This window comes from uncultured Psychroserpens sp. (assembly GCF_947492715.1).
GTDB lineage: Bacteria > Bacteroidota > Bacteroidia > Flavobacteriales > Flavobacteriaceae > Psychroserpens.
Genome location: NZ_CANLNS010000003.1, coordinates 360,028 through 378,005, shown reverse-complemented (window position 1 = coordinate 378,005; position 17,978 = coordinate 360,028). Strand labels below are relative to the sequence as shown.

The window sequence follows — 17,978 nt, the reverse complement described above, 5'->3', positions numbered from 1 at the left end:
TGGTTCTAAAAATTCTTATTGATGATTTGATTTGCTTTTTTCAAATTTACTAAAGAAAGTTTACTTTTTAAGATACTCGCATTTTTTTCATCCTTAAGTAACTTATAAGACGTATAGTATAGAAAATCTATTAATGAGGTATTGGTTTCTATAATTTCAGATGGGTCTATTCGTTTAAGCTGTCTTAGTACGCGTCTCGGTTTATTTAAAATTAGACTTTGCTTTATCTTAAGTAATTCTATATGCTGCAAAAGACCTTCTTTATTATCTATTGCGTCGGTAACAAGTGCTGAAACCTCATTTAAATATATAGAAGACACTTTTATGATTTCTTCCCGTACATCTTTATTGACGTAAATTCCAAAATCTATATATTTTGATGCCAGACGTAAGGTTGTATAAAAATCCTTTTGCCTCGAATAATTAGTCAACTCTCCTTTTAAGATTGATGTATTCAAGGCATATTTCTTGACGAAATTCGTCATGTTCAAATAGAATCCGTCGTAAATAACAATCTTATTTATTATAGTTCCATTTACATCTAATATCTTAATAGAATCATCGTTGAACTTATCAATATATTTCTGAGTACGCTTTCCTTTAATTTCATTATATAGATCGGCATGTTCAGATTCGTTCACAACCACTGGAATAAAATTATCCCAAATTAAATTGCTTATAAATTCGTTTTCAAACATATTTTCAATCACTACACTTTGACCATTATCGTTACTAATTATAACAGGTTCTGGATATACAGTTGTTTCTGCCCATACCATCAAAATGAGTTTGTTTTGAATGAGTGCTAATCGCTTTGCGGCGTCAAGAGACGTATACCATTCTTTTTGCTGAGACATCGCAAACAAGGGACAAATAAGTAATAACATTAGGGCAATTTTTTTCATATCATATCACATTTTAATTCGACGCTTCATGTCTTCTACAATATTGAATGCAGCAGGGCAAATTGCTACATTTTTTAAGGTAAGATTAGATATTTGCTGGAACTTCTTTCGATCTGTATGCGGAAATTCACGGCAAGCCTTTGGTCTTACATCATAAATAGAACAATAGTTATCTGCACCCAAAAATGTACATGGTACAGATTGCAAAACATAATCGTTCTCTTCATCCAATCGTAAGTAAACATCTATAAACTGTTGTTGTTTCATTTTAAAGTGTTTTGCAATGCGATCAATATCCTTTGGCGTAAATAACGGCCCAGTTGTTTTACAACAATTCGCGCATTCTAGACAATCTGTACGCTCAAACTCAGTATCGTGCAATTCTTGCATTAAATAGTCGAGCCATTTTGGAGGGCGTTTTTTTAGCTTCGTAAAGAAGGTTTTATTTTCCTTATGCTTATCTTTGGCGAGCTTTGGAAGATGATTAATAAAGTCTTGCATAATACAAAAATACTACTTTTATGAAAGACCTTTTTGGGAAAGCCTTACAAGATTATTACACCAATAATTATACCGAAGACCTCATCACATCAACTAATATTTCTGGTGAAGATGAACTTCCTCTTCCTTATTTGTTTAGACGTTTTTCTGAAATGCCAAAGCTAGAACAAAAGGCTTTACAATTAGCTAAAGGATCGGTTCTAGATGTTGGATGCGGAGCAGGAAGCCATAGTTTATATATTCAAAATAAAGGCCTTAAAGTAAAAGCCATTGACATTTCAAAAGGTGCTGTTAAGGTCTGTAAGGAACGAGGTGTTGTTCATGTAGAATTAAAAGATGTGCTCTCTGAAACTGAAACGTTTGATACCATTTTACTATTAATGAATGGTACTGGTATTTTTCAGGAACTATCTCAGGTTCCAAAATACCTTAAACACTTAAAATCACTTTTAAATCCGAAAGGTCAAATTTTAATCGATTCCTCCGACATTAAATACATGTATGAGGATGACGATGGCGGGCTCTGGATAGACACTAATGCTAACTACTACGGCGAGTTAGACTATTTTTTAAGCTATAAAGGCGAAAATGAAACTCCTATGAAATGGCTATATTTAGATTTCGAACGTTTGCAATTAGCTTGCAAAACTGTAGGTTTACAATGTGAAAAAATCATGAATGGAGATCATCATGATTTTTTAGTAAAACTATTTTAACCTATAGGTATACTAATAGATTCTCCAGTTCTTACGACCTCACTAAAATGACTTCCAGGCTTCCACTTAGGCATTTCCTGTAATTTTTTAAGAATGGATTCTGCATCATCGCCCTTGTATGGTTTACTTTGCCAAAAACTGGTTAACTTAATATTACTTATCGACCCATCTTTTTCTACAACAAACGATGCTCGAATATATGTATCGTAGTTTGTTGGGTCTCCCTTACCAAAGTTTTTTAAAATAAAGTCGTCAAGACCTTCCTTTCCCTTCTCAAACTTCGGTGGTTGGTGTACAATAAAAAACACCTTGTTTGCATCCATTCTCTCCTTTATTTTTTCATACTTTAGTGTTTGTTTAAAGGCCAAACCTGCTTCCTTTCTAGCAATTTCAAACATATTCTTACCATACTTTTGGTATAACAATTCTTCCATTTTGATAGTGTAACACTCTTCGTCTTTCACTATAACACATCCTTGATGAATAAATAGAACACCATATTTTTTAAATACATAGTCTTTATAATATTCGCCAAAACCGTAATCTTCAATTTTACCTAGAAGTCCAAATGAGTATACTTTATATATACCTTTATCGAAATCCTTAGTGGCCATATCTTCACCACTTTCACACGTAATTTCGCTTTCAATAATTCTCACCTGCTGAGCGTTCACAACTAGCGATAAAAAAATAAATGATAATGCTAATAATTGTTTCATATCTATAATGTTATATATCTAAACGTTTACAAGAAGCGTTCCAAAGCACTTACATTGATTACTGCTTCTCTCCATTAACAAATGTTTGCTCTACTCTAATATTAGGAATTTCATTTTGATTTACAGTCATAATATCCTTATCCAATATAATAAAATCGGCAAGTTTGCCTGCCTCTATACTTCCTTTTTCATGCTCTTCAAAATTAGAATAAGCTGCCCAAATGGTCATTCCTTTTAACGTTTCCTCTCTAGTTAAACCATTTTCTTTTTGAAATCCTCCATCAGGAAATTGCTCCAAATCTTGTCGCGCAACAGCCGCATAAAAGGTTAAAAACGGACTTACCTGCTCTACAGGGAAATCGGTCCCTAATGCTACTTTTCCGTAGGCGTTTAACAGTTGCTTATAAGCATAAGCTCCTTTTACACGCTCACTACCTAAACGGTCCTCTGCCCAATACATATCGCTAGTGGCGTGTGTTGGTTGAATTGAAGGCAATACATTTTTATAGAGATCAAAATCTTCTTGAGATACAACCTGAGCATGTTCTACACGCCAACGTCTATTTGGCTTACCTTGTAATACCTTATTGTACGTTTCTAAAACGGCATGATTTGCTGAATCTCCAATGGCATGTGTATTCATTTGATACTCTGAATTGGCAATTTTTTGAGCCGAAGCATTAAATGTTTCCAAGTCGGTTACCAATAATCCAAAATGATTAGGTTTATCGCTATAAGGAGCCCTTAACATCGCACCACGCGACCCTAAAGCACCATCGGCATAAAACTTAAACGAACGTACATTTAACCTATCGGTTTTAATGATTCCTTTTTTAGTATAGTAATCGACATTATCTTTTGAAAATGACACCATTGCATACACACGCATTTTTAAGTCACCTGTTTGTTGTAAGCTATCTATGATTTCAATTGAAGACTGACTTAATCCAGCATCATCAACCGTCGTTAAACCCAAATCAAAGCAAATATCCTGTGCTGTCATTAAGGCCTTTACAATATCATCTCTCGTTGGTTTAGGCCAGTAATTCATAACTAAGTTTTCGGCATTATCAACCAAAACACCTGTGAGTTCTCCATTTTCTATTACAACTTCTCCTCCATCAACCCTACTCTCTTTTGTAACGTTCCCTAAATTTAAAGCCGCTTGATTACACAGTATCGCGTGGCCATCTACACGGGTTAAAGCAACAGGTGTCTCTGGAAACAACTTATTTAAAAGTGTATTATTAGGAAACGTCTTGTCTTCCCAATCATTTTGGTCCCATCCTCTTCCTGTTATAAACGACACATTATTTTTATTCTGAAAATCCAATACGCGTTTTACAACATCTTCAAAACTTTTAGTTCCAACTAAATTAACCGCTTGCTGATTAAATCCTAAACCTAAAAAGTGACAGTGAGCATCAATCAATCCTGGCACAATTGTTTTTCCTTGAGCATCAATAAGTCGTTCTGAAATGTACTTTTCCTGAATATCTTTGGAGCTGCCTATTTCAAGAAATTTTCCGTCCTTAACAGCAAAGGCTTCGGCTCTAGAAAAATCGTCGTTAACTGTATAAACATTAGCATTAATAACAATTGTATCTACATTTTGAGGTTCATTTGAACAAGAATAAGCCCCTATTAAAAGTATAAGAATGATTAGTTTTTTCATTGTTGGTTTTTTTAGACGTATAAAAATACAAAAAGCATTCAATCTCTAGGTTTAGGTATTGAATGCTTTTTAATATGTTTTATCTTATAAGGTTGCTAAGCAACCCTTAAAAACCCGTCAATGTTTTAAAAATCAAATTGATACGTTGCTCCTGCCAAAAACTGGATGCCTTGCACTGGATAATTAAGCCAACGGTTATAATCTTGATTGGCAATATTATTAGCCTTAGCAAATGCAGACAACTGATCGTTAATTCTATAACCTAAGTGGGCATTAACATCAAAATAGCTATCCAATGTGATCGTTTCTGCTATTGGCAATGTTAATGTGCCAACACCTGTAATAAATTCGTCCTTACGCTCTCCAATAAAGAATAAATTAGCACCTGCAAACCAATGCCTATTAATTTGATAATCTAAAAAGGCAGATGCCTTAATATCTGGTAAATTCCATGGTTCTGCTTCGTTGTCTGTATCGTAAGCGAAATACTCGGCTTTTAAACCTAATTTAAAGTTTCTATTGACATCAATATTAAGTGCTCCAGCCACAGAAAATGTAGTCACATCGTCATAGGTTATTCCAAAAGAATTCCCATACTGATAGGCTTGTCGGTCTAATCCTGCATCTGGATTAGATTTAAACAATGCGCGATTATTATCGGCTAAGTAATGGCCGCTAATATCATAACTCACGCTATTGGACAATTTACCTTTAAGTCCTAAAGACACATTATAAGCCTGATCTGTAGGTACAATAAACAAGGTAGGTGACACAAACGGGTTTTCCTGAGCGAAATCGAAATATGAATTTTGAATTAAGCCACCTTCTATTCCTCCATAAGCAATCAAAAGTTCATCTACCAGACGATAACTTGCTGTAACATTTGGATAAATAAAGAACTTCCCATCACTAGCTTCGGTATCATTAAGATATACGAGATTTACACCAAGACTTACTGTTAAATCATCTTGTTTCATTTGATAACTTGGAGCTAATCCAAAGTTAATATTACTGTAGTTTAACTCGTCTGTATTGAAATAAGCCCTATCAAAAGAACCGCCGAGATAATCAATTGTAACTTCGGTATTGATAAGCTCATCATTGATTGGAACATCAAATTCTGATTTTAAAACAAATCTGTTTTCCCCAGAATCTTGATTATCACCAAAACGTCTATACAGCACACTTCCTTTATTAATTATAGCATCTTCAAAATTGATTTGTCCTCCAAAATTAGCTGCATAAAACGAATGATCTACGTCAAAAGTTGGAATACTTTGATCGGGAACGCCATACCAATTGAACGTTTGTAGCTGGAAACCACCTTCAACTTTCCATGAATAGTCATTAAGTTTCTGACTATAATGTGCATTGAGTCCTGTTTCAGAAAAATTATTATCAAAATTTACGCCATCAATTTCACCTGCCGACGAATGATGACTGAAATATCCTCCTACTCTTTCAGTACTATTAAGAGCATGATTAAGATAAACTTCACCTAAAATCGTAGTATACGTACCAACGCCTAGCGAAGCATAGTTGTCAAATAACTTCACAGGCTTTTCTTTATCAACATTAGCCGCTTTACCTTTAGCAGGCGTAAATGTAGACGCCACTGGAATTGAAAAGATATTGTACTTGATTTCTTTTTTCTTCGCCGTAACAGAATCATTTAGAGATGGTGTTTCTTTAATTTTAAAGGCATCAGAAATTGTTGGTGTATATGGTTTTACCACATTTACCACGTCGGTATCAATAGTATCTTTTTCTCGCTCCTGAGCAATGGTTATTGTAACGTTAAACGTTAAAATGACTAAGACGATATATTTAAGTTTGTTTTGCATAATTCTAATTTTGTTCAGATTCGACAGAGGCATTTGTCTTGGCTTCTTCGGCTTTTATTCGATTCAATTCTTCTTGAGCTTCACTAACAACATCATCAAATTCTGCAAAATTCGTGATGACACTTTCTAAAATGTAAGTAGCCTGAAAAGCATCGCCTAAGGCGTCATAGTTTTTGGCCATAACAACCAAACCTTTAGCACTATAATATTTATAGCTACTATAATCTCTTGCTAATTTCTGAACGGTTGTATTTGATGATTGGAATTTCCTTTCTTTGTGTTTGAAATAGGCATTATAGTATAATGCTTCGGCGGCTAATGCACCTGTAGCTATCTTTTCGACTCTAGCATAAGCCTCTTTGGCCTTGGCTTCATTTCCTGTTTTAATAGCCGAACGTGCAATAATCACTTGAGCATCGCTCTTTACATTATTATCAATTTTCGAATTTTGAAGCACCTTTTCAGCATAATTAACGGCTTCTGAATAATTCTCTTTTTGATAGTATGCATTCATCAAATTAGATTGCGCATAGGTTACATTTTGAGGATAATCGGCATCTGTCTCTAAACGTTTTAGCAAAGGAATTGCTTTATCCCAATCTGATGCATTTAAATAAATCTCAGATAACCTAACCATGGCTTGTTCTGTAAATTCGCCTCTTTGCTTACTCACGACATACTCATAATGAGGACGCGCATTATCTGGTAATTCTTTTTTAGAATACAGTTGAGCCACATAGAAATGTGATTTAAGTGCATGAATGCCATTAGGAAATTCGTTCAAGTATTTATTGAATTGACGAATTGCTCCATCTGTATTATTATCTAAATACTGTTTCTCGGCCGCTAAATATGCCGTATTATCGAGCTCTGCATCGGTAACATCAACATAATCCAAAGTTTTTATCCACGCCGCATATTCATCAACTCGACCTAAATCGATATAAATTAAACGCGCTGTAGAAACCGCTTGGTTCGCTTCTTCTGTAGATGGATAATTATTAGCCACTAATTTGAGCTTTCGCAAGGCGCGTTCGTTATCATTACTATTGTAATAAGACAAGCCTTGTCGCAATAAAACTTTTGATATAAAAACGCTTGTTCTATATTCTGAAATAAGCCTTTCATACGTGGCCATAGCTTTTTCAGTTTCGTTAGATTTCACATAAGAATTTGCCAATTCGTACATGGCATCATCGCGTAGAGACGATCTAGGAAAATCATCAATAAATGATATTAGTCCTTGTATTTTTTTTGCCCCTTGACCTATATACCCATAACTCATGGTCTTTTGAAAAGATGCATAATCGCCTTCAATTTCATTTATTGCAATGGCCTCATCATAAGCTGCGATTGCTTTATTGTAATTAGTAGACACAAAATAGCCATCACCTAGCCTCAAATACGCATCATTCAAGCGTAGTTTATCATCCTTATGACTCGTAATGAATTTTTGGAAATTTGCAGTAGCTTGGTTGTAGTCTTTAAGTTTAAAATAGGTATAGGCAATATTATAATCGATGTTATTGATTTCATTCACATTAGCCGACTCACTCTGTTGCATAAATTGTTTAAACCCAATGAGTGCTTCATCAAAATTATTTAAGTGATAATCGGTTTCAGCTTTCCAGAATGTAGCTCTTGTGGTGAACAGAGCATCTTTTGCTTCATCAATAGACTTATTAAACAACGCTTTAGCTTGGTTATAATCTCCTTCATTATACACTTCAATTCCTCTATAAAAAGCAACTTTCTGATAGGCAACACGGTTTTCAAAACTCTTCTTGTTTTCGAGTAACTTTATGGCTTCTTTATAGTTTCTAGATGTGATATAAGAATCTATTAATAAGGTTTCTATTTCCTCTTTATAACTCGTTTCTGGGTATTTATTAAGATAACTTGTTAAGACTTGTGGAACCGATTGGTAAGGGTTACCAATATCGTAGCTTATCTTAGCATAATTTAACCATGCATCTTCTTGAATTTTTAAATCATAATCCATTTGAGACGCATTTCTAAAAGCATTCAAAGCCTCTTGTTTTTTATCAAGATTAATATAGCTTTCCCCTAAATGGTAGTAAGCATTTTGGGCAACACTGTTATCGCCATCAATAATTTTATTGAATTCTGAAATAGCACTTTCAAAATCGTTTTGTTTATAATACGCATAACCTAGTTGATAATAATCAACATTATTCCATTTACCACGTCTTCCTTTATAGTTTTTCAAGTAAGGAATGGCATCAGCATACTGTTCTAAATTGAAATAACTCTCACCAATAATTTTTGAAAGTTCCGATTTTTCTTGAGGATTGCTATTATCTATTTGTTCTTTAGCCAGTGTTATGGCTTTTTCGAACTTACCTAATTTAAAGTTAAGATCAGCCTGATAATACGATAGCTTTTCTTTGTATTTTTCTTGGTCACTTACCTGATCAAAATACTCATTGGCCTTATCATAGTCATCGCCTTCATAGGCCATAAAACCAATATAATACTTAGCCTGAGATCCATATTTTTTTGAGGTGATTACCCTATTTAAGTATTTGTTAGCTCCTGTTTCATCGCCTGTAGAGTATAACGTATAACCATAGTTAAAATTGAATTTATCACGTTCTGAACGAGAAATGCTATTTTCATCAACTTTATCATACCATTTTCTAGCATAGGCATATTTTCCGTTGGTAAAATAATAGTCGGCTACATCAAGAAACGCAGTATTTCTCTTCGTACTTGTTGGATAATTATCTACAAAATCTTGAATAAGATCATCGGCATTTCTCTGATTTAAACGCACAGCGCAATTGGCAATATAATAGGCACAATCAGATTCTAAGGTCTCATTGGGCGCATCATTTTTTATAGCTTCAAATAAAGACTGAGCAGCTTGATATTGCTTGTTATTATATAATGTGAGTGCTTTTTGGTAGTCTACTAGGTCACTAGTATAGGCAGCAGTTTGTTGGGCTTGTAAATAAGAAGCCAGTAACAAAAAGCTAAGTACAAAACTTATTTTTCTGAAAGTCATTAAGTTCGATTTTTAATTGATGTCAAAGATAATTTATCTCTTTCCTATAACGCAAGAATCGTGCTATAATTATACACGAACTTATTAAACAGACTCTTTACACAAGATTATGTTACAGTTTACGTTTCATCTAAAGCAATCTAGAATTTAGTTTTTGGCTATTGGTAGTTGCTAGTTTTTATAATACATTTACATTTCATTTAAATGCGTATTTAAATTATGTCTGAAACTATTTTACAACTTAAAAATGCTTCTATCTATCAAGGGGATAGCATGGTCTTATCCGATGTGAATTTTGAAATGAACAAAGGCGACTTTGTCTACCTCATCGGTAAAACTGGAAGTGGTAAAAGTAGTTTTATGAAAACACTTTATGGTGATCTAGAATTAACAGAAGGCGAAGGTCATGTTGTGGATTACGATTTAAGAACCATGAAGGAGAAGGATATCCCTTTTTTAAGACGAAAATTGGGTATTGTCTTCCAAGATTTTAAATTACTCCCAGATAGAACCATAAACGGTAATCTTGAATTTGTTTTAAAAGCTACTGGATGGAAAGACAAGACTAAAATTAGCGAACGTATTGAAACCGTTTTAGATAAAGTGGCTATGAAAACTAAAGGTTTCAAATTCCCACATGAGTTATCTGGAGGTGAACAACAGCGTATTGCTATTGCCAGAGCTTTATTGAACGACCCTGAGCTTATTCTAGCCGATGAGCCTACAGGAAATTTAGATCCGCAAACGAGTATCGAAGTCATGGAGGTATTGCTTGATATTAATAAAAATGGCAACACTATTTTAATGGCTACACATGATTATGCGCTTTTACTGAAATATCCTAGTAAGACCTTAAAATGTGATGAAAACAAGGTGTTTGAAGTGGTACAACGTAAGGGTTAAAAACCTAACCATTTAAAAAATCGTTTAAATGCGTTATCCTTTTTTTTGACTGGAACTTCTGTCGTTGCCTCTGTATTAAACTCTATAATAAACACACCAAAATTAGATAATGTTTTACGTGCTTTTGTATTATGAAGCGGCTTAATAAATTCCTTTTGTTGCATAGGAAATGTAATGACAAAATCGTCAGAAAGTGTACCCGACTTTAAAACTGTATCTAAATTTTCAACATCATAAATAGAATAGGTCATTCCTGGTTTCAAACCAAGGCCTGAGAACTTTGTAAGCACAGGATCTCCATTTTCATCGAGTGCCGTTACTTTATAGGTGCGATCTCTAGACTTATATTTAGTAAGCCTTGCAACTGGTTCAAAGTCATAAGTATTAACCTGTTTCCATGTACTGTTTTGATCTAATCCAAAATCAGATCGCCACCGTTCAATACTATAGTCTTTGTCCTTTAAAACTCTAAAACTCGATTGCTTCTTGGTGTAGTAGGTGTTATCTTTAAAATCCCAATTTTTAATATGTTCCAAAACCGAAGATTCTAAATGCAGATAACCACAGTACGCCATATTATTCTCAAATATCAATGATTTTGCGTGTAAAATCCGAAGTGCATTATTTCTACCAATAACAATGTTGTTTCGCGCAATAACATCTTCAATTGGTGCATTTTTATGAAACCCTAAAGTTAATGAAGCGCCATCTCCACTCACTTGTCCGTCGGACACCTTAGTATTATGATATAACACATTATTAAAGATTCTAATATGTTTAGGGTTATTGACACCATTTCTGTCTCCAGATCCAACAATCACATTATCTTTAAAAGTGCCTGCCGGAGATCCATTATTAAAAATTGCATTATTTTTTAATTCAACGTTTTTCACAAAGGACTCCTTTGCCTTTTTATTTGCGGACCATATTTGTACGCCTTTATAGAAATTATTGAAGATGATATTATTTTCAATAATTCTCATTTCATCTGAGGCATTTTGAACATAAATACCAACACCACCACCTTTTCCTTTTTTGGTAATATATCCGTTGTTATATATTATACAATCCAGAATTTCTGATCCACCAGCACGTTTCCATGAGCCTATTCCAGAACCTGGATTATTATGAATTTTAAGATTTACAAACTTACAATCTATACCACTATTATGGGAAATTCCGGATACACTTTTAAAGCCTTCGACTGTCGCATTTCTCCAAAAGTTACCCAAAAACGTAATCTCAAAATCTTTAAACATAATTTGCTGGCCTCTCACCTCTAAAACAGATGTTTTTGACGACGGCACATTTCCGTTTAAAACCACTTTATCGTCTTTAAAAGCTGCAACCGTTATAAATGATTTAGGGGTAAGACTTTGGAGCGTGCTTACAAATCGGCCATTATAGATACCTTCATGCAGCCAAATAGTATCGCCAGAGGTAATCTTTGTTTTTTGCTGTATCGCCGTTTGAAGATCCCAGGGATTATCTATATGCCCTGTACCATTTTGAGTTCCAGGTGTACTTTTGTGATCTATTGGAAACACATGAAATTCTTGTTGGGCACTAGCATAAAGCCCAACAAAGCAACATAAAATATAGAGTAAACGTTGTATCATAAATTTGTAATTCCAATTACTATACCAAAAATAAGTATTCGAAATAGTTAATACCATAAAAAGTGTATTTTTGAATAATAACGTATGTCTATGCTTTCTGTACTCATTCCTGTTTACAATTACGATATAAGACTGCTAGTGAACAGCCTTCATGAGCAGCTGATTTCTGCAAATGTCGTCTTTGAAATTATCTGTATGGACGATGGTTCTCAAGACGATATTGGTACGACCAACTCTAACGTAGCAAGCCTAAGTCATACTACATATCACGTAGCATCAAATAATGTGGGAAGAGTGGCAGTGAGGCAACGTTTAGCAGAACAGGCCTCATTTGATTGGCTTTTATTTTTAGATGCAGATGTCGTCCCAAAATCGGAGACATTCATTAAAGATTATTTGGTGTTTATAAATGCTGAATACGATGCCGTTTATGGCGGTTTTGCTTATAAAAAAGAACGACCTGATGACCATCTTGTGTTGCGTTGGACCTACGGAAAGTCTAAAGAGCAAGTTGATGCGGCAATTCGAAATAAAAAACCATATAAAATTACGATTTCGGCAAATTTCCTAATTAAGAAGATACTGTTTAAACAGATAAATTCTCAAATCACCTATAAAGGCTATGGTTACGATAATTACTTTGGATCGCTTTTAAAAACCAAAAAAGTGCTTATCGTTCATATTAATAATGAAGTTTTTCATTTGGGATTAGAACCTAATGCCTCTTATCTCAAAAAAGTAGAGCAATCTGTAGACACTTTATTAGCATTAGATAAGGAAGGTTTAATTAACTCAACCGAGAACAGCCTAATTGTAGTGTATAGAACACTAAAGCAGTGGAAACTGAATCTTCTTTTTTCTTGGATTTTTAAACGATTCAAAAACCGGTTTCACACTAATTTATTGGGTAAAACACCAAGCATGTTTGGTTTGCAGTTATATAAACTGAGTTACTTGTGTTATCACGATGTAAAAGAAAAAGGCCGTAATTAATTACGACCTTTTAGTATTCTTATCAAAGAAAATTTACTTTTTTATTATTTTTTGAGTGTGTAATACATTTCCATTAGTTGCCGATATTTTTACCACATAAAAGCCTTTTGATAAATGACTCAAATCTAAGTTAGCTTTTCTTTCTTTTATACCATTTAGCTTAAATACCTCCGTTCCTATAAGGTTGTAAACCTTGATAGATGACATCTCAACACCTTCAATACTTTTATTCTCGACATTGACAATATCTTCAATTGCTGTTGGAGAAATTAGTATAGCAATCCCACTGACATCATTATTAGAAATAGGATCTACTCCAATTCTACTAGCTCCGTTATTACATGCTTCTATTCTAGCTTCAAATTCTGAGTTCTCTTCTACCTCAAACCCTGGAATAAGCTCAATAGCCGCTTCAGCAGTATATAAGGCTTCAGAATTGTTTAGTATTAGATTATCTGCAACTATATTTGTTGCTTTATAAAAAGCTGCGTAATCAACACTCCCTAAATCTTCAATTCTATGAAAAATATAAAGATCGTCTTGTTCACATGAATTACTTTCATTAAAACAAGTCATATTATTTAATATATTGTTTCTAATTGTGTTACCACGAGCTACACCAAATCCTCTTCTAAAATCTTTGTCAACATCGAAACAACTTCCTCCTCCGGATAACATGATGTTGTAATAAGGTGTAGAAGAACAAAAAGTATGAACAGCACCTAACAAATGGCCTATTTCATGCGGAAAAATATTTAATCGATGAAAATAATCAGGAAGTGGGTGGTCATCTAACAAGGCATTAGGAGCTAATCCTACTCCCATTCTTGATGTTTTAGGTGCATTACAAAATGCGCCAATAGTAGCAGCCCTGCCTGAAGCGCGGCAGCTGCTTCCCACATACATATAGGCATAATCACCAACATATGAATTGCCCAAGATATCCTGAAATTGCTGAAGATAATGCGTAGTTCCACTTGGAGGGCAATTTCCTCCACTAAAAGTCATACCTGGTCCGTAAAAATCTGTAGATGCATTTACACCAAATAAACAAACTTCTTGACCTGTACCATTTGGAACTGAATCTTCTAGTACAATTTCAGAAATTTTTATGGACACCTCTTCATTAGCAAATATTAATGAATAGAGATTAAAATGACTTAATATGTAGTCTATGGAATGTGTTATCGACCCATTTCCCATAAAAGGGTTATTAATAACACAGTTATTGGCATTCATGGAAATTTCCAATGGATAATCTAATGCACTTTGAGAGACATTACTATTTTCTAATTGAAAAGCGTTACTGTCTTTCTTAGGAAAACCATTTGTATCCGTGGCACATTCAAAATCGTTAACTTCTTCTTTGTATTTATAAAAAGCATAATTATCAGATTTTTCATTGAGTTTATGTAAACTGTAATTTCCATATTGTGAAGACAAAAAGCCATATACTTGATCCTTATAAAATGAGAACGCTATAATGGCTCCACTATATTTATCATCTTCTACATGACCCCAAAAATGGGCTCCTCTTCCCATTAACTTTGTTTCAAATTTACTGTGCGTGGTTTTTCCTTTGGCGCCATCAACAATAAAATTAGATCTTTTCAAATTCAATTCAATTATTCGATCTTGAACTGGTACTTTTAAAACAAATGAATTCAAATCACTATTTATTAATTCTAATAATTTTTGTTGATTTAAGCTCAATATTTCACCGTCAATATCATCAGTAATGTATTTATCTCTTAAGCTAGAATTTTTATCTACCTCAAACAGATCTACCACTGTTTTCTTATTAATTCTATCTTGTGCCCACATTGAAAAACTAAATATCAATGAAATAATTAAGACACCTATAGTTTTTATTTTACGCTTTAATTTCATTTTACTTTTTAGCTTTTAATTCGTCTATCTCCTTTTTAAGCTCAATAGTGTAAAGTGTTAATTCTTCGATTTTTTGAAGTAGAAGTTTGTTCATCTCACCTAACTCAATACCATTATCTTCGACTTCCGCTGCACTAGGTATGTCTTTTAAATGGCCATGTGTCTTTATATGCTTTTCAACCTCTTCTAAAGTCGGCAAATTGTAATCCTCTTCAAACACATAGTCAGCCCAATCAGTATAGACTTTCACCGAATGCGCCCTTACCTTACCATTAACTGTTAGGTTATACAATTCACCATTATCGTTAAAAGAATTAGTTCCTATAGTAACATAAGAGTTCTCTTTTGGCATTTGTACATAAACATTATCACTGTTTTCATATAAGGAATATACAAACTCCTGACTTTTATTGTAAATTTTATAATTAGTTGCACCATTAGCTTGGGCTATAAATCGTAATCTCGCGGCATCATTTCTATCTTCTAAATGAAACCAAATTGTAGCTTTAGCATCAATATTAGATTGAGGGAAATCGAAAAAAGCCATTAAAGGTTGACCATTAGAGTCGGTCCCTGCCCCAAGCAATTGTGTTTGTGCACCTCTGTCTGCAGCATCTATAAAAATTGTCCCATCGGGGAGAGAATTATTAAAAAAAGCAAATTTAGCTTTAACAGTCCCTACAACTTCCAAAGCTTCGGATGGCGTTAATGTGCCTATACCTACATTTCCTGTAGGCACAGGAAAGGTATTTTGAGCGTTTGTTGTTAAAAATCCGGCAAATACTGCCATACATAATAATTTTTTCATGATATAATAGATTTAAAGTTAATATCAATGAAGGTAAAAACTTACAATTAAAATATCATAAATTTAGTGTTAAATTATTGACAATCAATTACTAGTTACGATTTTTCTGTAATTATTTGTAAGATATTTCTGTCTTTGTAAATTATTGAAATATGTTGGCATAATATTTACTATTTTTGGATGATTATGTCGTGAAGATTTTCAACTATGACTCCCTTTTTTTCAGTTATCATTTCGGTTTACAATAAGGAAAAGTATATTGGCGCTACCATAAATTCGGTACTTGACCAGACTTTTGACGATTTTGAAATTATTGTAGTAAATGATGGTTCTACAGATGGGAGTTTACAGGTATTAAACGAATTTGAAGATTCAAGGCTAAACATCATTATTCAGGACAACCTCGGCGCTTCGCATGCACGTAATAAAGGTATTGATATTGCAAAAGGTAAGTTTATTGCGCTTTTAGATGGTGACGATATCTGGGACAAGCAATTTTTAGAACATATTGAACATGCTATAAAAACGCATCCTAATCACGCAGTATTTTCGTGTGCCATAGCTCATCAATATGATAGCAAACACATTCCTGTTTCTTATAGTTTCAGTTTAACCGAAGATCTCTTGATTTTAGATTTTTTTGAAGCTAGCAAAAAGCATGCGATACTCTCTGGTTCTAGTGTTGTTTTTAAAACCTCTATTATTGCTACTACTGGACCTTTTAATACGAACTACACCTCTGGAGAAGACACTGATTTTTGGATTAGAGTAGGCCTACATTATCCTATTGTGTTTAGTCCTAAAATTTTGGTTTATTATGTTTACAATCGTGATAGTTTATCAAATAATATTAAGGGTGTAGCTGGCAAACCCAAATATGATAGTTATCATGAAGAAGAGAAAAAAAACCTACATCTAAAAACGTATTTAGACCGTAACCGTTATACTTTGGCTATATTTAGTAAGTTATATGATGACAAAACATCCTTTAAATTTTATAAAAATGCTATTAATCCCAAGAATCTTACTTGGAAGCAAAATTTATTATTGATGGTTCCAAAATGGGTCATCAATTCGCTTTTAAAAATCAAAAGTTTAAACGGTAAGAAAGTATACTATAAACCTTTATAAGTCTTAAAGTCTTTATAATTCCTGATATAATCAGATTCATCAAAACTATCAGAGGCTAAAACCAGACAAATAGCTCCTGATGAAAAGTTTTCAAGTTCTCTCCAAACTCCTGTAGGAATCAACAAGCCTTTATCGGGTTTATTTAGCATCACTTTTTTCTTAACTGTCCCATCATCTAAGACGACTTCAAAACTTCCACTTAAAGCAATTAAAAGTTCAATTTGATCTTTATGTGCATGCCCTCCTCTGTAGGCATCGCTAGGTACGTCATATAAATAGTAAACTCTCTTTATTGCATAAGGAATATTATCTTTTTCAATGACGGCTAGGTTACCTCTTGGATCAGTGATTTTTGGTATGTTTATGATTTCAATATTCATGGAGTTCATCTATTTTACCTTGAGATTTCAACGTCTTATACATTTTAATGCCTTTAATTCCTACGGAAAATTTATAAATAATCTCTTTAAAAGCAATAAAACGGTGTCTTACAAGAAAAAAGATATACTTGACGAGCCAAAGATAACTCAAATTACCATAAAACCTTTGATGCATTGCTGCTCTGGCATATATGGCATTATCACCACCCATTCTCCTCCCCGAACTTTCATTGGGATGCATCACTATGGTCTCTGCCACATGATGCATTAGCAAGCCCTTATCATAAGCATTTCTTAAAAAAACGTACTCTGTAACACCTTTAAAAACAGATCCAACTCCAAAATAGTGATTAAAGTAAATCTGTTCTTCTTTAAAAACTGATCTTCTAAATGTAATGACCCAAGTGTAAATTCTCTTTAGCGTTTCTTTAGTATGCTCTCCTTCGGGGTAATAGTTTGTATATAATTGTCCATCTTCATCAATAGCTTCAAAAGAAATCATAGAGGCTTCTGGGCAATTCGCATATGCCATCTCTATTGTTTTCAATAAATTGGATTGATACACAATATCATCATCAGACATCAAGCAAATATCCTTTGTAGCATTTTGTATCGCCAAATTTCGACTCGCTGGTGAACCACGTTCCAAAGAATTAATAACTTTAATTTTGGAGTTCTCAGAGGTCAAAAATTTGTCTTCGGTAGTTTGATTAACAATAATAATATCAAAGTCGTTAATATCATTATGTTGAAACATTGGCTCTAAGAAACTTAGATCCTCTTTAAACATTGTAGATATTAAAATTTCGATGTGTAATGACATTAGCTAAACAATTGCTATGTTAAGGGAATTCTTATTTTTGCTT

Annotated in this window: 15 protein-coding genes; 4 read left to right on the top strand and 11 right to left on the bottom strand. The window is 33.6% G+C overall.

Annotation, left to right across the window (positions count from 1 at the left end):
* Positions 1-5: 5 nt before the first annotated feature.
* Together Q0787_RS11060 and Q0787_RS11055 are read right to left on the bottom strand one after the other, a co-directional pair.
* Complete coding sequence (locus tag Q0787_RS11060; RefSeq protein ID WP_298902703.1) at positions 6-905, bottom strand: hypothetical protein; 900 nt, start codon at positions 903-905, stop codon at positions 6-8.
* Positions 906-911: 6 nt separating this feature from the next.
* Positions 912-1,406, bottom strand: a complete 495-nt coding sequence (locus Q0787_RS11055; protein WP_298902702.1) for a YkgJ family cysteine cluster protein — start codon at positions 1,404-1,406, stop codon at positions 912-914.
* 20 nt (positions 1,407-1,426) lie between these two features.
* Between Q0787_RS11055 and Q0787_RS11050 the strand changes: the two genes are divergently transcribed.
* Positions 1,427-2,122 (top strand): methyltransferase domain-containing protein, encoded by a 696-nt coding sequence (locus tag Q0787_RS11050; RefSeq protein WP_298902701.1) that lies wholly within the window; start codon positions 1,427-1,429, stop codon positions 2,120-2,122.
* On the opposite strand, the gene Q0787_RS11045 is transcribed toward Q0787_RS11050, so the two are convergent.
* From Q0787_RS11045 to Q0787_RS11030, 4 genes are all read right to left on the bottom strand, one after another.
* Entirely contained in the window at positions 2,119-2,841 is a 723-nt protein-coding gene (locus Q0787_RS11045; RefSeq protein ID WP_298902700.1) for a hypothetical protein, read from the bottom strand. The genes Q0787_RS11050 and Q0787_RS11045 overlap by 4 nt on opposite strands.
* A 58-nt stretch (positions 2,842-2,899) precedes the next feature.
* Entirely contained in the window at positions 2,900-4,516 is a 1,617-nt protein-coding gene (locus Q0787_RS11040) for an amidohydrolase (protein WP_298902699.1), read from the bottom strand.
* Positions 4,517-4,641: 125 nt separating this feature from the next.
* The gene (locus Q0787_RS11035) at positions 4,642-6,360 is read right to left on the bottom strand and encodes a TonB-dependent receptor (protein WP_298902697.1); all 1,719 of its coding nucleotides are present in this window, start codon (positions 6,358-6,360) and stop codon (positions 4,642-4,644) included.
* A gap of 4 nt (positions 6,361-6,364) precedes the next feature.
* Positions 6,365-9,388, bottom strand: coding sequence for a tetratricopeptide repeat protein (locus tag Q0787_RS11030; protein ID WP_298902696.1), 3,024 nt, complete (start codon positions 9,386-9,388; stop codon positions 6,365-6,367).
* A 219-nt stretch (positions 9,389-9,607) separates the two neighbouring features.
* Here Q0787_RS11030 and Q0787_RS11025 point away from each other — a divergent pair, with 219 nt between their 5' ends.
* A complete protein-coding gene (locus Q0787_RS11025; RefSeq protein WP_298902694.1) occupies positions 9,608-10,291 on the top strand; it encodes a cell division ATP-binding protein FtsE in 684 nt (227 codons plus the stop codon).
* On the opposite strand, the gene Q0787_RS11020 is transcribed toward Q0787_RS11025, so the two are convergent.
* Positions 10,288-11,967, bottom strand: coding sequence for a hypothetical protein (locus tag Q0787_RS11020; protein WP_298902693.1), 1,680 nt, complete (start codon positions 11,965-11,967; stop codon positions 10,288-10,290). The genes Q0787_RS11025 and Q0787_RS11020 overlap by 4 nt on opposite strands.
* 33 nt (positions 11,968-12,000) lie before the next feature.
* On the opposite strand from Q0787_RS11020, the gene Q0787_RS11015 reads away from it, so the two are divergent.
* Positions 12,001-12,903, top strand: coding sequence for a glycosyltransferase family 2 protein (locus Q0787_RS11015; RefSeq protein ID WP_298902692.1), 903 nt, complete (start codon positions 12,001-12,003; stop codon positions 12,901-12,903).
* 33 nt (positions 12,904-12,936) lie between these two features.
* Here Q0787_RS11015 and Q0787_RS11010 read toward each other — a convergent pair whose 3' ends face one another.
* Together Q0787_RS11010 and Q0787_RS11005 are read right to left on the bottom strand one after the other, a co-directional pair.
* Positions 12,937-14,793, bottom strand: coding sequence for a 3-coathanger stack domain-containing protein (locus Q0787_RS11010; RefSeq protein ID WP_298902691.1), 1,857 nt, complete (start codon positions 14,791-14,793; stop codon positions 12,937-12,939).
* Between the two features lies 1 nt (position 14,794).
* Positions 14,795-15,601 (bottom strand): hypothetical protein, encoded by an 807-nt coding sequence (locus Q0787_RS11005; protein ID WP_298902690.1) that lies wholly within the window; start codon positions 15,599-15,601, stop codon positions 14,795-14,797.
* 207 nt (positions 15,602-15,808) lie between these two features.
* Here Q0787_RS11005 and Q0787_RS11000 point away from each other — a divergent pair, with 207 nt between their 5' ends.
* Entirely contained in the window at positions 15,809-16,732 is a 924-nt protein-coding gene (locus tag Q0787_RS11000; RefSeq protein ID WP_298902687.1) for a glycosyltransferase family 2 protein, read from the top strand.
* Here the strand turns inward: Q0787_RS11000 and Q0787_RS10995 are convergent.
* Entirely contained in the window at positions 16,717-17,112 is a 396-nt protein-coding gene (locus tag Q0787_RS10995) for an FdtA/QdtA family cupin domain-containing protein (RefSeq protein ID WP_298902686.1), read from the bottom strand. The two genes, Q0787_RS11000 and Q0787_RS10995, sit on opposite strands and share 16 nt — an antisense overlap.
* On the bottom strand, positions 17,102-17,935 hold the full coding sequence (locus Q0787_RS10990; protein WP_298902685.1) for a glycosyltransferase family A protein: 834 nt from the start codon (positions 17,933-17,935) through the stop codon (positions 17,102-17,104). The genes Q0787_RS10995 and Q0787_RS10990 overlap by 11 nt, the downstream gene beginning before the upstream one ends.
* Between the last annotated feature and the right edge of the window lie 43 nt (positions 17,936-17,978).